The organism is Micromonospora sp. NPDC047644 (genome assembly GCF_040704315.1).
In the GTDB taxonomy this organism is placed as follows: Bacteria; Actinomycetota; Actinomycetes; order Mycobacteriales; family Micromonosporaceae; genus Micromonospora.
Map to the genome: position 1 here is coordinate 86,816 of NZ_JBEYSY010000020.1, position 14,733 is coordinate 101,548.

Below are 14,733 nucleotides of genomic sequence, written 5' to 3' on the forward strand. Positions count from 1 at the left end.
AGTTATTGCCACGACACGCCGCCGCGCGGGGCAATAACTTCATGATCACCGCGGGTGGGCTTGGGGCCGGGTTCAGTCGCGCAGGAGGATTCCGGTCAGGAGGACGCCGTGGGCCAGGTTGAGGATGCCGTCGCAGCCGGGGTAGCCGACCCGGGCCAGGCCGCCGGAGGCGTGCCGGCCGAACAGGTACGGGGCCAGGGAGTACGGGACGTCGGCCGTCACCGTCTCGCCGGTCTCGATCTGAACGAAGTCCATCGGCACCCGGTCGGTCGGCAGGTACTCCTGGAGGATGGCACCGCCCTGCTCGACGGCGGCGCGCACACCGTCGGCCCAGTCCGCGGCGCTCAGCTCCGGGCCGAGCAGCACACCGTGCCCGGCCGAGCCGTCCGCCGGCTTCGCCACCAGCGTGGCCTGCTCGGCGATGGCCCGGTCCAGCACCGCGGCGGTCAACGGCACCGTGTACGGCACGTGCCGGCGGATCAGTGCCTGGTCGTCGGCGGGCAGCCCGTCCACGTCCTCCCACAGCCACCCGAAGGTGGTCTTGTTGCCGAGCAGCCAGGCCGCCGCCGACACGAACATCGGTAGGGTGCCGGCGGCGAGGGCAACGGCCACCGCGTCCAGACCGGCGGTCGGGGTGACCCGGTTGGGCACGAACAACCGGAACAAGGCGTCGACCGGTGCGCCGTCGACGACCAGGCGGTTGTCGGCGTCCAGTGTGGCGGTGGCGACCGGGGCGATGACCAGGTCGATGCCGAAGTCCCGGGCCCGTACGGCGAGGGGGTCGAGGATCCGGATGAACGTCTGCGGGTCGTCGAGGCCCGGATAGTCGCCGTCGAAGTCCATCAACAGCGCCACCCGGGCGCCCTCGGGCAGCCGCAACTCGTCGCGGATCGCCACGAACCGCTGGTCCAGCAGCGACGGCGCGGCCCGCACCGGCAGGTCGTCGAGGATGCCGTGCGTCCGGTAGAGGCCCTCGTACCGTTGGATGACGGTGTCCGCGTCGAACCCGCCACCGAGGCTGCTGTCGATGTTGTACTCGACGAACTTCGGCACGCCGTCGGAGAAGATGACGTCCGGGCGGTACGCGGCCAGCAGCGCCTCGGTCAGCGGCTCGGCCTCGTCCAGCAGCCGGGTCTCCCCCGCCGGTACGCCAAGGAGCCTGCGCAGCTCACCGGCGGTGTCGGCCCGACGGCGGCAGGAGTCGAGGATGAGCTGGGCCAGCCGGTCGCAGACCTCGTTGAGCTGCCGCCAGGCGTCGGCGGTGAGCACCGGGGGCCGGGCCAACCGCCACTGCTTGTTGTAGGTGGCCCGACCGTGGAAGACCTGCTCCCAGGCCGCCGCCCCGCTGGCCACCATGGCTCGACGGGCCGGCTCCGGCAGGTCGTTCCAGGCCCGGTCGGCCGCCGGCCACGGGTAGTTCGGATCAGTCATGAGCCGTCCTTCATCGTGAGGTGGATGGCGGTGGCGAGCTGGTCGCGGCCGGGCTGGACGGCCCGGTCCAGCGCCGGGGCGAACGGCAGCACCGCCCCGTCCGGGCGGGTGACCCGCCGTGGCGGGGCGAGCAGCCGGACCCGCTCCACCACCGAGGCGATGATCTCGGCGGCCATGCCGCAGGAACGGTTGCCGTCGTCGAGCACCACGAGGCGTCCGGTGCGGGCCACCGACTCGGTGAGCCCGTCGATGTCGAACGGGTACAGGGTGCGCGGGTCGAACACCTCCACCGAGACCTGGTCGGCCAACTCCTCGGCGACGGCGAGCGCGTCGTGCACCAGGTGCCCGATCGCGACCACTGTCACGTCGTCGCCGAAGCGGTGGATCCGACCCCGGCCCAGCGGCACCGGCGTCAGGTCGTCGACGTCGTCACGCACGTCCATCGCTCCGGCCGGGGCGAACACCACCACCGGGTCGTCGTGGCGGATCGCGGTGACCAGCAGCCCGTACGCGTCGGCCGGGGTGGCCGGCACGACGGTGACCACGCCGACGTGGGCGAAGAGGCTGTACGGGTGGTCGGAGTGCTGCCCGGCCCACCCGGTACGCGAGCCGGACCCGGGCACCAGGTAGGTGACGGGAACACGGCACTGCCCGCCGGTCATCAACGGGAACTTGTGCGCGTGGTTGACGATCTGTTCGAAGACCAGGAACAGCAGTGACGGGATCTGGAACTCGATCACCGGGCGCAGCCCGGCCAGCGCCGCACCGGTGGCGAAGCTGGTGAACGCCTGCTCCGACAGGGGGGTGTCACGGACCCGTTCGGCGCCGAACCGCTTGGCCAGCCCGGTGGTCACCAGCGACGCCCCGACCTGGACGTCCTCGCCGAGCACGAACACCGCCTCGTCGCGGGCCAACTCGTCGCCGAGGGCCCTCGTCAGCGCCCGGCGGTACGACAGTCGGGGCACCTCAGCCACCTCCGGTGCGGGCGGTCAGGCCGCTGGCGTACAGGTAGGTCAACGCGTCGGCCGGGTCGGGTTGCGGGCTGTCCAGGGCGAACCGCACCGCCGCGTCGAGGGTCGCCTCGACCTCGGCGTCCACGGCGGCGCGGTCGGTGTCGGTGAGGCGTTCGCCCTGGATGCGCACCGGGTCCCGGGCCCGAGCACGGGTCACCTCGTCGGGTGGCCGGTAGTCGAGGCGTACCGCGTGTTCGAAGGTGTGGTGCACGTCGAAGCGGTAGGTCCGGGCCTCGATCAGTTCGGGGCCGCCGCCGGCGCGCATCCGGTCGACGGCGGCGCACGCGGCGACGCGTACCGTCTCGGGGTCCTGGCCGTCGACCTGGACGGCGGGGATGTCGAACGCGGCGGCCCGGCCGGCGATGCTGCCGGCCACCGCGCCGGCCACCGGCATGGTGGTCGCGTAACCGTTGTTCTCGCAGACGAACAGCACCGGCACCCGCCAGAGCGCGGCCAGGTTCAACGCCTCCAGCAACATCCCCTCGTTGACCGCGCCGTCGCCGAAGAAGCTCACCCCGACGGTGTCGCGGCCCCGGCGGCGGTGGGCCCAGACCGCGCCCGTGATGATCGCCCCCGAGGCGCCGACGATCGCGTTGGCTCCGAGCACGCCGATGCTCAGGTCGGCGGCGTGCATCGAACCGCCCCGGCCGGCGTTGAGGCCGGTGACCCGGCCGCACAGCTCGGCGAGCATCCGGGCCGGGTCGGCCCCACGGGCCAGGACGTGCCCGTGGCCGCGGTGGGTGCCGGCGAGCACGTCGTCGGCGCCCAACGCGGCGCAGACGCCGGCGGCGACCCCCTCCTGACCGAGGTACGGGTGGATGCCGCCGACGATCTGCCCGCCGCGGACCAGCTCCACCGCCCGTTCCTCGAACCGGCGGATCAGCCGGACCGTGCGGTAGAGCCGGACCGGGTCGGCGTCGGTCACACGGGCCCCTTGATGGCGGCCAGGATGTCGTCCCACAGCCGTGCCCGGGCGGCGAGGGCGGTGTTGACGGTGTCGGCGCACTCCTGCCACTTGGTGTCGTCGTCGCCGCACAGGTCGGCGAGCATCTGCATGGCCATCGGGGTGTGCTGTTCGCCGTCGACCTCGATGTGCCGCTCCAGGTAGTCGACGAAGGTGTGCAGCCGGTTGCTGACCTCGTTGACCGAGACGACCTGGGTGAACATGTCCGGGATCAGGTCCTCCCGGCCGAACGCGAACGCCGCCGCCTGGCAGTGCACCGGGGTGGACTCGATGATCTGCCAGGTGGTCGCGGCGAACCTCGCCGACGCGGCCGGCAACCCGGCCTCGGCGAGCGCCTCGGTGACCGGTCGGCCGGCGCGCAGCAGGTCGATGAGCGCGTTCACCGCCGTGGTGTCCGCGCCGGCCTCGGCCATGCCTTGCACGTACAGCTCGAAGTGGCTGATGTAGCCGCCGCCCAGCTCGTCGCTCTCCTCGACCATGACGATGTCGTTGATGAGGCGGCGGCTGCCGGTCGGGCCGGTCGGGATCCACGGCACCGTGACGCAGGTCAGTTGCCGTTGCAGCGACTTCAGCAGGGACATGAAGTCCCAGACCGCGAAGACGTGGTGCTGCATGAAGGTGACCAGCGCGTCGTGGGTGTCGAGGTTGGCGTAGAGCGGGTGCTTCACCACGGCGTCGCGCCGGTCGGTCACCGCCCGCTCCAACCGCTCGATGCCCGGGTGCGTCTTACCCCAGTCGTAGCGTGACATGTCAGCCTCCCTGCTGGGCGCGGTGGCGCCAGATGACCGGGCAGTATTGGAGGTCCGCGTAGTCCGGCCGCCCGTCGTGGGTGCGGCGGACCAGCACGTCGTGGTTGTACGAGGCGAGCGTGCCGTCGGAGAGCGGATACTCCCGCCAGGCGTTGTCGCCGTCCTGCAGGTGCAGCGAGATCGCCTGTCGGGGGCGACCGCTGACGTTGGGGCCACTGCCGTGGTAGGTGCGGCAGTGGTGGAAGCTCACGTGTCCCTTCGGGATCACCATCGGGATCTTGCGGATCTCCGCGCCGTTGTACGCGGCGTTCTCGGCCAGCATCTCCTCCAGCTGGCCGCGGTCCCGGTCGGCGAAGTGCCGCACCACCGTGTCGTCCGCGCCGATCTCCTTCCACCGGTGCGAACCGTCGACCATCGTGATGGTGCCCATGTCCTCCCCGCAGTCGTGGAAGGGGATGAACGCGGTCAGCATCTTCTCCGACGACGAGGACGCCCAGTAGTGCTTGTCGAAGTGCCAGGGCACGATGTTGCTCGGCTCGCCGGAGATCGGCGGCTTGTAGATCAGCGTGGACTGGAAGACCCGGATCTCGTCGGCCTGGGCGAGCCGGGCGGCGACCGCGCCGAGCAACGGCTTGCGCAGGATCGCGCCGAGCCCGTCGTGCTCGTGGTGGACGTAGTCGTTGTGCCGCTGCACCGGCCCCGAGGACGGCTCCCAGTAGGCCAGCTTCGGTGGGCGTACCGGCAGCCGCCGGTCCCGCTCACCGTCGTAGTAGCGCCGCGTGGCGGCGGCGAGGGCGTCCACCTCGGCGTCGGTGAACACCTTCTTCGACAGGTACCAGCCGTGCTCGGCATAGTGCCGCACGTCGTCGTCGGACGGCAGCAGCGCCTGCTCCTCGGCGGTCAACGTCGGCTCGTACTCCGTCGCGGTCATGCCCCCACCCCCTGTGGCGCGGCCACCGCGGTGGCCAGTTCCCGCTCCTTGGCCTCGTAGAGGGCCTTGATGTTGCCGCTGCCGAAGCCGCGCGCGCCGCGTCGCTCGATCAGCTCCAGGAAGAGCGTGCGACGCACGTGCATCGACTCGGCGAAGATCTGCAGCAGTTGGCCGTCGTGGTCGGAGTCGACGAGCACACCCAGCTCGCGCAGCCGGTCCAGTGGGGCGTCGATCCGACCGACCCGCGCCTCCAGTGCGTCGTAGTAACTGGCGGGGGTGCCGGCGAAGCGCACCCCGCGCCGGCCCAGCGCCTCGACCGCGCCGACGATGTCGTCGGTGCGCAGCCCCAGGTGCTGCACTCCCCCACCGGCGTGCTGGTCGAGGAACGCATCGATCTGCCCGGGTCGCCGGCTGCGGTCCGGTTCGAGCAGCACCACAGTGACCCGCCCGGACGGGCTCTGCACCACCTTGGAGTTCATGCCCTGTCCGTCGACCTCGATGTGCTCCTCGAAGATCTGCGCGAAGTCGAACAGCGCCTCGAAGTGCCGGACCGTCTCGTCGAGCTGGCCGGGCGGCACGCAGACCGCCAGGTGGTCGATCTCGGCGAGCACCGGCGGGTGGCCGTCCGGCGCGGACGCCGCCGCGGTGATGGCGCCCGGCAGGAACTCGGCCCCCTCGCCTCGGCGCTGCACCAGCCGGTGCCGCACGTCGGCGAAGCCGTCCACCTCGGCGATCACCACCTCGGCGTCCGCGCCGGTGCGGGTGGTCGGCGGCGTCACCCCGGTCGCGCCCCGGCCCACCAGCTCGGCGTACGCGGCCGGCACGTCGTCGACCTCGACGGCGACGACCCCGATGCCGTCACCGTGGCGTTGCACGTACCGCGACGCCGGATGCTCGGCGCTCAGCCCGGAGGTGAGCAGCAACCGGATGTCACCGTGGCAGAGCAGCAGTGAGCGCTGCCCCGCCAGCCCGGTCTCCGGACCACCCTGGCCACAGATCTCGAAGCCGACGGCGGTGCTGAAGTAGAAGGCCGCCTGTCGGGCGTCCCCCACATAGAGTTCGATGTGGTCGATGCCACGGATGTCCATGTCCCCTGATAACCCTTCCCACGGTTCCCCCTGTGTTGCTGGCCCGGGCACACCCCGCCCGGGATGCCGCCTCGATCACCCCCTCGGCTCGGCGACGCGCGCCAGCAGCAGGCTCACGTTCTGGCCGCCGAACCCGAACGAGTTGGTGACGGCGTACTCCAGGTCTGCCTTGCGGGGCGTGCCACGGATGTGGTCCGCCGGGCAGGCTGGATCCGGGTCGTCGAGGTGGTACGTCGGCGGCAGCAGGCCCCGACCGAGCGCCACCGCGGTGGTCGCCGCCTCCAGCACCCCGGAGGCACCGAGCAAATGACCGGTGAGCGCCTTGGTGGAGCTGACCGGCACACCGCCGACGCCGAACACGTCGGCCAGCGCCGTGGTCTCCGCGATGTCGCCGAGCCTCGTGCCGGTGCCGTGCGCGTTGACGTATCCGACCGCCGCCGCCGGCACACCGGCGCTGCGCAGCGCCCGGCGGATGCACGCCGCCGCGCCGGCGCCGTCCGGGCGCGGGGCGGTCGGGTGGTACGCGTCCGTCGTCGCGCCGTGGCCGGCCACCTCGGCGTACCCGGCGACGCCGCGGGCCGCGGCGTGCTCGGCGCGTTCGAGCACCAGCAGCGCGGCGCCCTCGGACAGGACGAACCCGCTGCGGGAGGTGTCGAACGGCCGACTCGCCCGGCCCGGGTCGGTGCCGGCGCGCGCCAACGCCCGCGCGTTGCCGAAGGTGTCGGCGAAGGTCGGGAAGAGCGGTGCCTCGCTGGCCCCGCAGAGGACCACGTCGACCTCTCCGGTCGCGATGAGTCGCACCCCGTCGGCGACCGCCTGGGCACCGGAGGCGCACGCCGTGCCGACCGACGAGCTGCAGCCGCGGATGCCGTGCGCGATGGCGATCCGCGCCGCCGGCATGTTCGGCAGGATCCCGGTGAGCAGGTACGGGCTGACCGCCGCCCGCCCCCGGGCCGCCCGGGCCAGCACCTGCGACTCCAGGGTGGCCATCCCGCCGACCCCACCGACGATCACACCGATCCGGTCGGGGTCGACGTCGCGGCCCACCTCGATGCCGGCGTCGGTCAGCGCGTCGGCGGCGGCCAGCAGGGCGAGGACGACGATCCGGTCCAGCACCCGGGTCTCCGGCCCGGACGCGACGGTGCGTGGGTCGATGTCGGGCAGCAGGCCGGCGACGTCCAACGACGTGCTCGCCGGGTGCCCCTCGGGCGGGCGGGTCAGCCCGGACCGGCCGGTGGTCAGCGCGTCGAAGGTCTCCTCGACACCCCGACCGACCGGTGTGAACAGACCCATCCCCGTGATCAACGCGGTCATGGGCGTGCCTCGGTGAGGTAGCGCTCGCGCAGGACCACCTTGCGGACCTTGCCGGTCACGGTGACCGGGATGTCGGCGGAGCGTACCGGCACGACCCGGCGCAGTGTGGCGCCGACGTCCGGGCCGAGGGCGGCGCGGACCCGCTCGGTGCGGTCCTCGGTCTCGTCGGCGCCGGCGGCCAACTCCAGCAGCACGTCGGTGACGACCGCTGCGGCCTCGGCGACGATCACCACGGTGCAGTCGGTGACGTCCGGGCAGGCGGCGAGGATGCGCTCCTCGGACAGCGCGGTGAAGAAGCGCCGCCCGTCACCGGCGTCGACCGAGTCCACCGCCCGGTCCAGGTGGTAATAGCGGCCGTCGCTGTCGGCGCGCACCAGGTCACCCGTGAGGTACCAGCCACGCTGGCGGAAGCGGTAGGTGGTGACCGAGTCGTTCCAGTAACCCCGGAACAGCGACGGTGAGTCGATGCCCAGGAAACCCACCTCGCCGACCGGCACCGGCTCACCGTCGGCGTCGAGCACCGCCACCTTCGCGAACCGGTACGGGCGGCCGATGCAGCGGCCGTACCGGTCGGTGTCGGCGCGGTGGGTGATGTGGAACATCGAGTGCCCCATCTCGCTGGAGCCCAACCCGTCGATGAAGACCGAGCCGGGCACCTTCGCCACCCCGTCGCGGGTGACGGTGTCGCGCCAACCCACCGCGACCAGCCGGCGGATGTGCGGCTCGTGCGAGGCGTCGCCGGTGTTGAACCACAGCCGCACCGAGTCCAGGTCGTACCCGGACAGGTCGAAGCGGGCCAGCTCCGCCCAGGTGACCGAGAAACCGAACACCCCGTCGGGGCGCCAGCGTTGGATGGCGTCCAGCACCTGCTCGCCGCCCTGCTCGGAGAGGAGGAACATCTGGGCGCGGTTGCCCAACGCCTGGTTGACCATCAGCACCGTGGCGGTGTGCGGCGCGGGCAGCGCGTTGAGGATCCGGGTGGTGCCCTGTGCCTGCGGCATGGTGAGCAGGTGTCGGGTGGCCGCGAACAGGCTGGCGTGCGAGTGCAGCACCGCCTTGGGCACCCCGGTCGTTCCGGAGGTGTGGGTGATCACGATCGGGTCGTCCGGGTGGTGCCGGTAGTGCGCCGGGGCCGTGCCCGGGTCACCGATGCCGGCCTGCGCGGGAGTGCCGAGCAGGGGTACGCCGAGGTCGTGCCCGGCCAGCATCGCGGTGTGCGCGTCGTCGGCCAGCACGCCGACGCCCCGCAGGCGGCGGATGTACTCGGCGGCGATCTCCGGGCGGAGTTTGCCGTTCATCAGCGCCGGGATCGCCCCGAGCCGGGCCAACGCCAGGAAGCTGAGCACCATGTCGGCGGCGGCGGTGGCCCAGACGGCGACCGGGTCGCGGGGGCGTACTCCGTGCTCGTGCAGCCAGGCGGCGCGGGCGGCGACCCGCTCGTCGAGCCGCCCCAGCGTCAGCGGCGTCTCGGCGGGGTGCCCGTCGACGGCGGTGTCGAAGGTCAGGCCGGGCCCGTCCGGGTCGGCGCCGTGCGCCAGCACCCGGGCCAGGACGTTGCCCGCACCCAGTTCGGTGTCGGCGGCCAGTGCGCCGCGCAGTCCCGGTGTCCTCATGGTCGTGCTCCTCCCCCCAGCAGCACCGCGACCGCCTCGGTGGGCCCGTCGGGTGCCTGTTCGATCAGGATCAGCAACACCTCGTCGGCGTCGCCGTCGTCGCGCAGCAGGTCGGCCTCGGCGACACCGTCGGTGTACGGGTCGCCGGTCGGGCTGAGGCAGACCACCGGTCCGCGCAGGTTCCAGCGGGCCGCGAGGTGCCCGGCGACGCTGTTGGGCACGGACTGGAAGAAGAACAGCGGGCCGATCCGCCCGCCGGCCTCGACGGTGGCCCGTACGTGCCGGGCGCTGGTGAGATCACCGCTGGCGCTGACCAGCACGATCCCCGTCCGCACCCCGGCGGGCACTCCCGCCGACCCGTACCCCCGCCGCAGACACCGTTCCGCCACGGCCACCACCACCGGCGCGAAGTCCGAGTGCACGAACCCCGGCACCCCTGCCGCGCTGCTCCCGACGTCCCCACCCTCGGGCCATGCAGCCCTCGCTCTCTCCCCCGGCGATCTTGCACTTTCGGTTGTCGTTTCGGGTGGTTGGTCGTATTCGTCGGGACAGGAACTGCAAGATCGCGGGAGGTTGGGGGCGGTCATCCGACGCCGACCAGGAGAGCGGTGTTGGCGCCACCGAAGGCGGCGTTGAGGGTCAGGGCGTGGGTGGCGTCCGACCGCTGCGGACGGTCGGTCACCACGTTCAGGGGGCAGTTCTCGTCGGCGGCCAGCCAGCCGGCGTTGACCGGCAGCTCGCCGTGGCGCAGCGCGAGCGCGGTGACCACCAGTTCGAGCAACCCGGACGCCTCCAGCGCGTGCCCGTGCAGCGACTTCGTCGAGCTGACCGGGACCTGGGCGGCATGACCACCGAGAGCCCGACGCAGGGCGGCGGCCTCGGCGGCATCGCTCTGCGCGGTACCGGTGGCGTTGGCGTTGACGTAACCGACGGACCGCGGCGGCAGCCCGGCCCGGCGCAGCGCGCCGCCGATCGCGCGGGCCAGCCCGGTGCCGCCGGGCTCCGGCTGGCAGGGATGGAACGCGTCACCGGCCCGGCCCCAACCGACCACTGTGGCCACCGGCTCGACGCCGCGTCGTCGGACGGCGCTCGACTCCAGCACCACCGCGGCCACACCGTCACCCAGCAGCAGCCCGCGACGGCCGGCGCTGAACGGGCGGACCGCCCCGTCGACGGCGAGGGCACGACCGGCGTCGAAGAGCGCGAACTGATCCGACTCCACCAGGTAGCCCGCCGCGACCACCACCCGCTCGACATCATCCCGGCTGATCCGGGCGGCGGCGTCGGCCACCGCCGTGCTGGCCGACACGCAGGCGCTGGTGTAGACCCGGGTGTGACCGGACAGTCCGCATCGGGCGGCGAGCTGACCGGCGAGCACGGCAGGCGTCGGGCCTGTGGCCGGGCCGCCGTGCACGGCGAGCAGCAGGGCGCAACCGGCGCGCCGGGCGCGGTTCAGACCGGCCGCGCGGCAGGCCGCGTCGATCGCGGCGGCCAACTCGTCGGGGAGGGTGGCGACCTCGGGCAGGGTGGCCGCCATGGTGACCCGGCGGGCAGCGGTGTCGAACCGGTCCACCGGTCGGAACGCCGGCACGCCGGCCAGCTGCGCGTCGGCGCCCCGCCCCAGGGCGCTGACCGCGTACACACCGGTGAGCTGGGCGACGCGCGTCTCAACCATCTGCGGAGGCGGTCAGCGACGCCCGGAACACCACCAGGGCGTCGTCGACGGTGCGGATGCCGGCCAGTTCGTCGTCGGTGAGGTCGAGCCGGCGTTCGAAGCGCTGCTCGACGAGGTGCACCAGCCAGGCAAGCTCCATCGAGCCGATCCGGTCGGACACCTCGGCAGCCGGTTTCGCGGTGAGTTCGGCGAGCATGGTCATCAGGTCAGCTCGCCCCAGATCGGGCTGACCGCCCATCAGCTCTTGTCGCTCGTCGCCTCGGTGACGCGATCGGCGACCATTGTGGTGAACTCGCCGACCGTCATCAGGGCGAGCTGCTCCGACTCGTCGTCGGCGAACGTCAGGCCGTACCGGTCCTCGACCCGGACGGACAGGTCGGCCAGGGCGAGTGACTCCAGGTCGACGCCGGAGGGGCCGAGGGTGGTGTCGTCGTCGAGCCCCTCGACGTCGTAGTTCATGTCGGCGAGCTGCTCGACGACGAAGGCGCGGACCTCGGCTCTCATGGATACCCTCTCTGCGTGGTTCAGCTGACGGTGTCCGGTCGGGACACCGCCTACGTGTGGGTCGGCCGGGACACCGGCGGTCAGCCGGATCCGGCCGCTGTGCTGCTGCGGCGGGCGGGGGCCCTGCTGCTCGGTCGCCCCGACGCCGAGGTGGTGCTGACGCACGACCGCGAGGGACGGCCGGTCGCCCGGGTCGACGCGGTGACCGGGTCGGTCGAGCTGTCGGTCAGCGTCAGCCGCACCGCCGGTCTGGTGGTGGTCGCCGCCCGTCAAGCCGGCCCGGTCGGGGTGGACGTGGAGCGGATCCGCCCCCTGCCGGCGCTCGCCCTGGCCCGCCGCTGGTTCCCGCCGGCCGAGGTGGCCTGGTTGGGCGACCGACCCGAGGCCGGCCGGACGGCGGACTTCCTGCGGCTGTGGACCGCCAAGGAGGCGGTCGGCAAGGCGCTCGGGTGGGGTTTGCGCGGCGGCGGGCTGCGCCGGCTGATGCCGCCGCCAGGGCTGCCGTTGCGGCCGGTGCCCGGCACCGAGCTGCTGCGGGTCGGCCACCCGCCGCTGGGCGGGGACCTTGTCCTGGCCGTCGCCGCGCGGGCGAGCGCGCAGGTCGACGTCGAGGTGGTGCAGCGGCCCGCTCACGGGGTGGCCGCCGAGCGCAGCGCGTCGGTCGAGCGGACCAGCTTGCCGGTGGTGGTACGGGGCAACTGATCGAGCAGGTGCAACGCCCTGGGCCGCTTGTAACCGGCCAACCGTTCGGCGAGGAGCTTGTCCAGCGTCTCCTCCGACAGCGGGCCGTCCGGCTGGACGTACGCGGTGATGCCGTCGTCCCAGACCACCACGGCGGCGGCGACCCCGGTCAGCTCGGCGACGGTGGCCTCCACCTCGGTCAGGTCGACCTTCATCCCGCCGACGGAGACCTGCGAGTCCAGTCGACCGCGCACCGTGACCAGGCCGCTGTCGTCGTCGACGGTCCCGGCGTCGCGGGTGTGCAGCCAGCCGTCGGACCAGCGGGTCGGGTCGCTCAGCCCGACGTACGGCGACGCCGGGCAGGACACCCACAGCTCACCGCCGGACTCGCGGACCTTGATCCCGGGGGCGGGGGCGATCGACGGTCGGTGCGCGCCGTGCAGGTCGGTGCCGATCACCCCGACCTCGGTCATCCCGTACATGTTGCCCAGGGGTACGCCGTACCGGTCGGTGAACGCCCGGGCGACGGCGGCCGGGACCAGCTCGCCCCCGGTGGTCATCCGTCGCAGCTGTGGCAGTGGGCCGCTCGGGCGGGTGGAGGAGAGCAGTCCGATGTGGAACGGCACACCCAGCACGGTGGCCGGTGTGGCGGCGGCGCTGATCGCGGCCAGCACGGCGTCGCCGCTGAGCCGCTCCGGCGGCACCAGCTCGACTCCGGCGTGCAGCCCGTAGAGCAGGCCGCCGACCAGGCCGAGCACGTGCACCATCGAGGGCAGCAGGATGATCCGCTCGCCGGGCAGCGCCACCCCGTCGATCCGGGTGTAGCGGTGCACCTCGGCGACCAGGTCGGCGGCGCTGCGGCCGATCACCTTGGACGGGCCGGTGGAGCCGGAGCTGAGCTGGATCACGGCGTGGCCGCTGACCGCCGGGCGGTCGGCGTACCGGGTGACGCCCTCGGTGACGTCGACGAAGATCTTCAGCGCGCCGCCACCGGTCCGCACCGGAGCGACCACCACCTGTGGGGTCAACCGGGTCAGCGCCCGGTCCACCTCGTGGTCGGTGAGCCGGTGGTCGAGCAGGATCGCCTGCCCCCCGGCGCGCCACGTGGCGAGCAGGTTCACCACGTACGCCAGCGACGGCGGCAACCGCAGCGCCGCGGCGCCACCGGGGCGCAGTCCGGCGGTGGTCAGCCGCTCCTGCGCGGCGGTCACCAGCCGGTGCAGGGTGGCCCGGTCGACGGGCTCGGGCAGCCGAAGACAAACGTCGGTCGGGTGGCCGGCGAAGAGGACTTCGTCCACCCAGCCGGGGTCTGTCGCCGTAGGATCTTCTGCCGTCACTGCCGTTCACCGCCCAGCATGAAAGAGGGCGAATCCGCCCATCACGTACGCTTGTCGGGGTGCTGCGGGGAACCATACGACTCCCACGGTGCCATTGCTAGATGCGAATGGATGGATCAAAAGCAGCGGCCAGCCGGATTGCCGACAGCCCGTTCGGCGGGCAGGATCGGGCGGGTGATTCGGCAGAGCGTCACCGAGGTATGACCCCTCGTACAACCGTCGCGCGTCCCCGGCCGGACGGCCGATGGCGGCGCGGTCACCGGCCGAGCGAGACGACTCTCGGACGCCACGGCCTGTTTCATGAGGGTGGTCGAGCCGAGGCGGCGACCGGCGAAGGCCACCAGTTCCTCCGAAACGGGCCTCAGCTCGGTTTGATGCTGGCGAGTTGGACGAGCAGCTGAACCAGCCGGTACGCCTCGGCGACATCGGCGGCGTGGAAGGCGACCGTCCGGCCACCACCCATGCGGGTCACACCCGGGACCAGAACGGCGAGGTCGACCATGTACGGCCCGTACAGATCGACCTCGACGTCAACCGGCCCGGCCATCGTCGCCGGTGGGATCGAGGCGCGCCGGGCGATCGCCTCGGCGGCGGCGTGGCGCAGCCGATCCCGCGCCTCCTGCGGATGCAGGGCCACCGCGGCGGCCTGACCCAGGGTCTGCTTGACGGCGACGGTGACCGCCGAGGGCACCAGCTCACTGAACTCGGCGCAGGCGGTGTCGTCGCCGCTGAGCAGGACGACGGGCGCGTCGAGGTGCCCCGCCATGGCGACGTTGAGGCCGATCTCGCCCAGCGACCGTCCGGCCACCCGTACGTCGAGGATGGCGTCGCTCATCGTGTGGGCCAGGACGGCGGGCCCGGCACCCGCCCGAGCGTGATAGCCGACGAGCAGGACGGCGTCCGTGTGCTCGTCCAGCCCGGCGAGCATGCCCAGCGGCCGGGGTTTGCCCCGCACCAGGTGAGCCCGCCGGTCGAGGCCCTCGGGCAGGATGTTCCGGAACGTCCCGTGCGCGTCGACGACCCACACCACCGCCTCGGGTTCGGCATCGAGGACCCCGGCGATCACCGCGTTCGCCTCGGCCGTCATCAACGCCCGGCCGCGTTCGTAGTCGTACCGATCCGGGTTCGTCTCGGTGGGATGAACGATCCCCGAGACGCCCTCCATGTCCACCGAGATCAGCACCTTCATGGCTACCGGACCCTACGCGCACTTTCCCCAATGTCGAACCCGAGCGGCGCAGGGCACGGCCCCGCCCCGCCCCGTCCCGCCCCGCCCCGCCCCGCCCCGCGCCGCCCCGCCCCGCCGATCTTGCAGTTTCCGTCGTTGAGACGCGTTAAATGCCCTCTATGTCGCGACAGTAAGTGCAAGATCGCGGGGAGGGTCCGTCGATCATGGAGTTCTGGTGCCTTGCTTGTCCTGGTAAGCAGCACTT

15 protein-coding genes are annotated in these 14,733 nt (G+C 72.7%); 1 reads left to right on the forward strand and 14 read right to left on the reverse strand.

Annotation, left to right across the window (positions count from 1 at the left end; translation table 11 throughout):
• Nucleotides 1–72 precede the first annotated feature (72 nt).
• From AB0877_RS28165 to AB0877_RS28220, 12 genes are all read right to left on the reverse strand, one after another.
• Nucleotides 73–1,431: a hypothetical protein gene (locus AB0877_RS28165; RefSeq protein ID WP_366612584.1), complete on the reverse strand. Its 1,359-nt coding sequence runs from the start codon at nt 1,429–1,431 to the stop codon at nt 73–75.
• A complete protein-coding gene (locus tag AB0877_RS28170; RefSeq protein ID WP_366612585.1) occupies nt 1,428–2,396 on the reverse strand; it encodes a transketolase C-terminal domain-containing protein in 969 nt (322 codons plus the stop codon). Before AB0877_RS28170 ends, AB0877_RS28165 begins: the two co-directional genes overlap by 4 nt.
• Nucleotide 2,397: 1 nt before the next feature.
• A complete protein-coding gene (locus tag AB0877_RS28175; RefSeq protein ID WP_366612586.1) occupies nt 2,398–3,369 on the reverse strand; it encodes a thiamine pyrophosphate-dependent dehydrogenase E1 component subunit alpha in 972 nt (323 codons plus the stop codon).
• The gene (locus tag AB0877_RS28180; protein ID WP_366612587.1) at nt 3,366–4,157 is read right to left on the reverse strand and encodes a DUF3050 domain-containing protein; all 792 of its coding nucleotides are present in this window, start codon (nt 4,155–4,157) and stop codon (nt 3,366–3,368) included. The genes AB0877_RS28175 and AB0877_RS28180 overlap by 4 nt, the downstream gene beginning before the upstream one ends.
• Nucleotide 4,158: 1 nt before the next feature.
• Nucleotides 4,159–5,088: a phytanoyl-CoA dioxygenase family protein gene (locus AB0877_RS28185; RefSeq protein WP_366612588.1), complete on the reverse strand. Its 930-nt coding sequence runs from the start codon at nt 5,086–5,088 to the stop codon at nt 4,159–4,161.
• On the reverse strand, nt 5,085–6,176 hold the full coding sequence (hppD, locus tag AB0877_RS28190; RefSeq protein ID WP_366612589.1) for a 4-hydroxyphenylpyruvate dioxygenase: 1,092 nt from the start codon (nt 6,174–6,176) through the stop codon (nt 5,085–5,087). Before hppD ends, AB0877_RS28185 begins: the two co-directional genes overlap by 4 nt.
• A 75-nt stretch (nt 6,177–6,251) precedes the next feature.
• Nucleotides 6,252–7,490 (reverse strand): beta-ketoacyl-[acyl-carrier-protein] synthase family protein, encoded by a 1,239-nt coding sequence (locus AB0877_RS28195; RefSeq protein WP_366612590.1) that lies wholly within the window; start codon nt 7,488–7,490, stop codon nt 6,252–6,254.
• Nucleotides 7,487–9,103: a class I adenylate-forming enzyme family protein gene (locus AB0877_RS28200; RefSeq protein ID WP_366612591.1), complete on the reverse strand. Its 1,617-nt coding sequence runs from the start codon at nt 9,101–9,103 to the stop codon at nt 7,487–7,489. The genes AB0877_RS28195 and AB0877_RS28200 overlap by 4 nt, the downstream gene beginning before the upstream one ends.
• Nucleotides 9,100–9,537 carry a beta-ketoacyl synthase chain length factor gene (locus AB0877_RS28205; RefSeq protein ID WP_366612592.1) on the reverse strand — a complete coding sequence of 146 codons (438 nt, stop codon included), beginning with the start codon at nt 9,535–9,537 and terminating at the stop codon, nt 9,100–9,102. Before AB0877_RS28205 ends, AB0877_RS28200 begins: the two co-directional genes overlap by 4 nt.
• 149 nt (nt 9,538–9,686) lie before the next feature.
• Nucleotides 9,687–10,778, reverse strand: coding sequence for a beta-ketoacyl synthase N-terminal-like domain-containing protein (locus AB0877_RS28210; RefSeq protein WP_366612593.1), 1,092 nt, complete (start codon nt 10,776–10,778; stop codon nt 9,687–9,689).
• Complete coding sequence (locus tag AB0877_RS28215) at nt 10,771–11,016, reverse strand: acyl carrier protein (protein ID WP_366612594.1); 246 nt, start codon at nt 11,014–11,016, stop codon at nt 10,771–10,773. Before AB0877_RS28215 ends, AB0877_RS28210 begins: the two co-directional genes overlap by 8 nt.
• Nucleotides 11,016–11,282 (reverse strand): acyl carrier protein, encoded by a 267-nt coding sequence (locus AB0877_RS28220; protein WP_355007995.1) that lies wholly within the window; start codon nt 11,280–11,282, stop codon nt 11,016–11,018. Before AB0877_RS28220 ends, AB0877_RS28215 begins: the two co-directional genes overlap by 1 nt.
• A 15-nt stretch (nt 11,283–11,297) precedes the next feature.
• Here AB0877_RS28220 and AB0877_RS28225 point away from each other — a divergent pair, with 15 nt between their 5' ends.
• Nucleotides 11,298–11,984, forward strand: coding sequence for a 4'-phosphopantetheinyl transferase superfamily protein (locus AB0877_RS28225; RefSeq protein ID WP_366612595.1), 687 nt, complete (start codon nt 11,298–11,300; stop codon nt 11,982–11,984).
• Here AB0877_RS28225 and AB0877_RS28230 read toward each other — a convergent pair.
• Nucleotides 11,912–13,261, reverse strand: coding sequence for a class I adenylate-forming enzyme family protein (locus tag AB0877_RS28230; protein ID WP_366612596.1), 1,350 nt, complete (start codon nt 13,259–13,261; stop codon nt 11,912–11,914). The two genes, AB0877_RS28225 and AB0877_RS28230, sit on opposite strands and share 73 nt — an antisense overlap.
• A gap of 400 nt (nt 13,262–13,661) precedes the next feature.
• Nucleotides 13,662–14,489 carry a M55 family metallopeptidase gene (locus AB0877_RS28235; RefSeq protein ID WP_366612597.1) on the reverse strand — a complete coding sequence of 276 codons (828 nt, stop codon included), beginning with the start codon at nt 14,487–14,489 and terminating at the stop codon, nt 13,662–13,664.
• Nucleotides 14,490–14,733 lie beyond the last annotated feature (244 nt).

What these genes read in the sequence shown, in the direction of transcription:
- AB0877_RS28215 (WP_366612594.1), bottom strand. Translation starts at nt 11,016, where the DNA reads ATGGGCGGTCAGCCCGATCTGGGGCGAGCTGACCTGATGACCATGCTC.
- AB0877_RS28180 (WP_366612587.1), bottom strand. Translation starts at nt 4,157, where the DNA reads ATGTCACGCTACGACTGGGGTAAGACGCACCCGGGCATCGAGCGGTTG.
- AB0877_RS28200 (WP_366612591.1), bottom strand. Translation starts at nt 9,103, where the DNA reads ATGAGGACACCGGGACTGCGCGGCGCACTGGCCGCCGACACCGAACTG.
- AB0877_RS28165 (WP_366612584.1), bottom strand. Translation starts at nt 1,431, where the DNA reads ATGACTGATCCGAACTACCCGTGGCCGGCGGCCGACCGGGCCTGGAAC.
- AB0877_RS28185 (WP_366612588.1), bottom strand. Translation starts at nt 5,088, where the DNA reads ATGACCGCGACGGAGTACGAGCCGACGTTGACCGCCGAGGAGCAGGCG.
- AB0877_RS28235 (WP_366612597.1), bottom strand. Translation starts at nt 14,489, where the DNA reads ATGAAGGTGCTGATCTCGGTGGACATGGAGGGCGTCTCGGGGATCGTT.
- AB0877_RS28195 (WP_366612590.1), bottom strand. Translation starts at nt 7,490, where the DNA reads ATGACCGCGTTGATCACGGGGATGGGTCTGTTCACACCGGTCGGTCGG.
- AB0877_RS28210 (WP_366612593.1), bottom strand. Translation starts at nt 10,778, where the DNA reads ATGGTTGAGACGCGCGTCGCCCAGCTCACCGGTGTGTACGCGGTCAGC.
- hppD (WP_366612589.1), bottom strand. Translation starts at nt 6,176, where the DNA reads ATGGACATCCGTGGCATCGACCACATCGAACTCTATGTGGGGGACGCC.
- AB0877_RS28220 (WP_355007995.1), bottom strand. Translation starts at nt 11,282, where the DNA reads ATGAGAGCCGAGGTCCGCGCCTTCGTCGTCGAGCAGCTCGCCGACATG.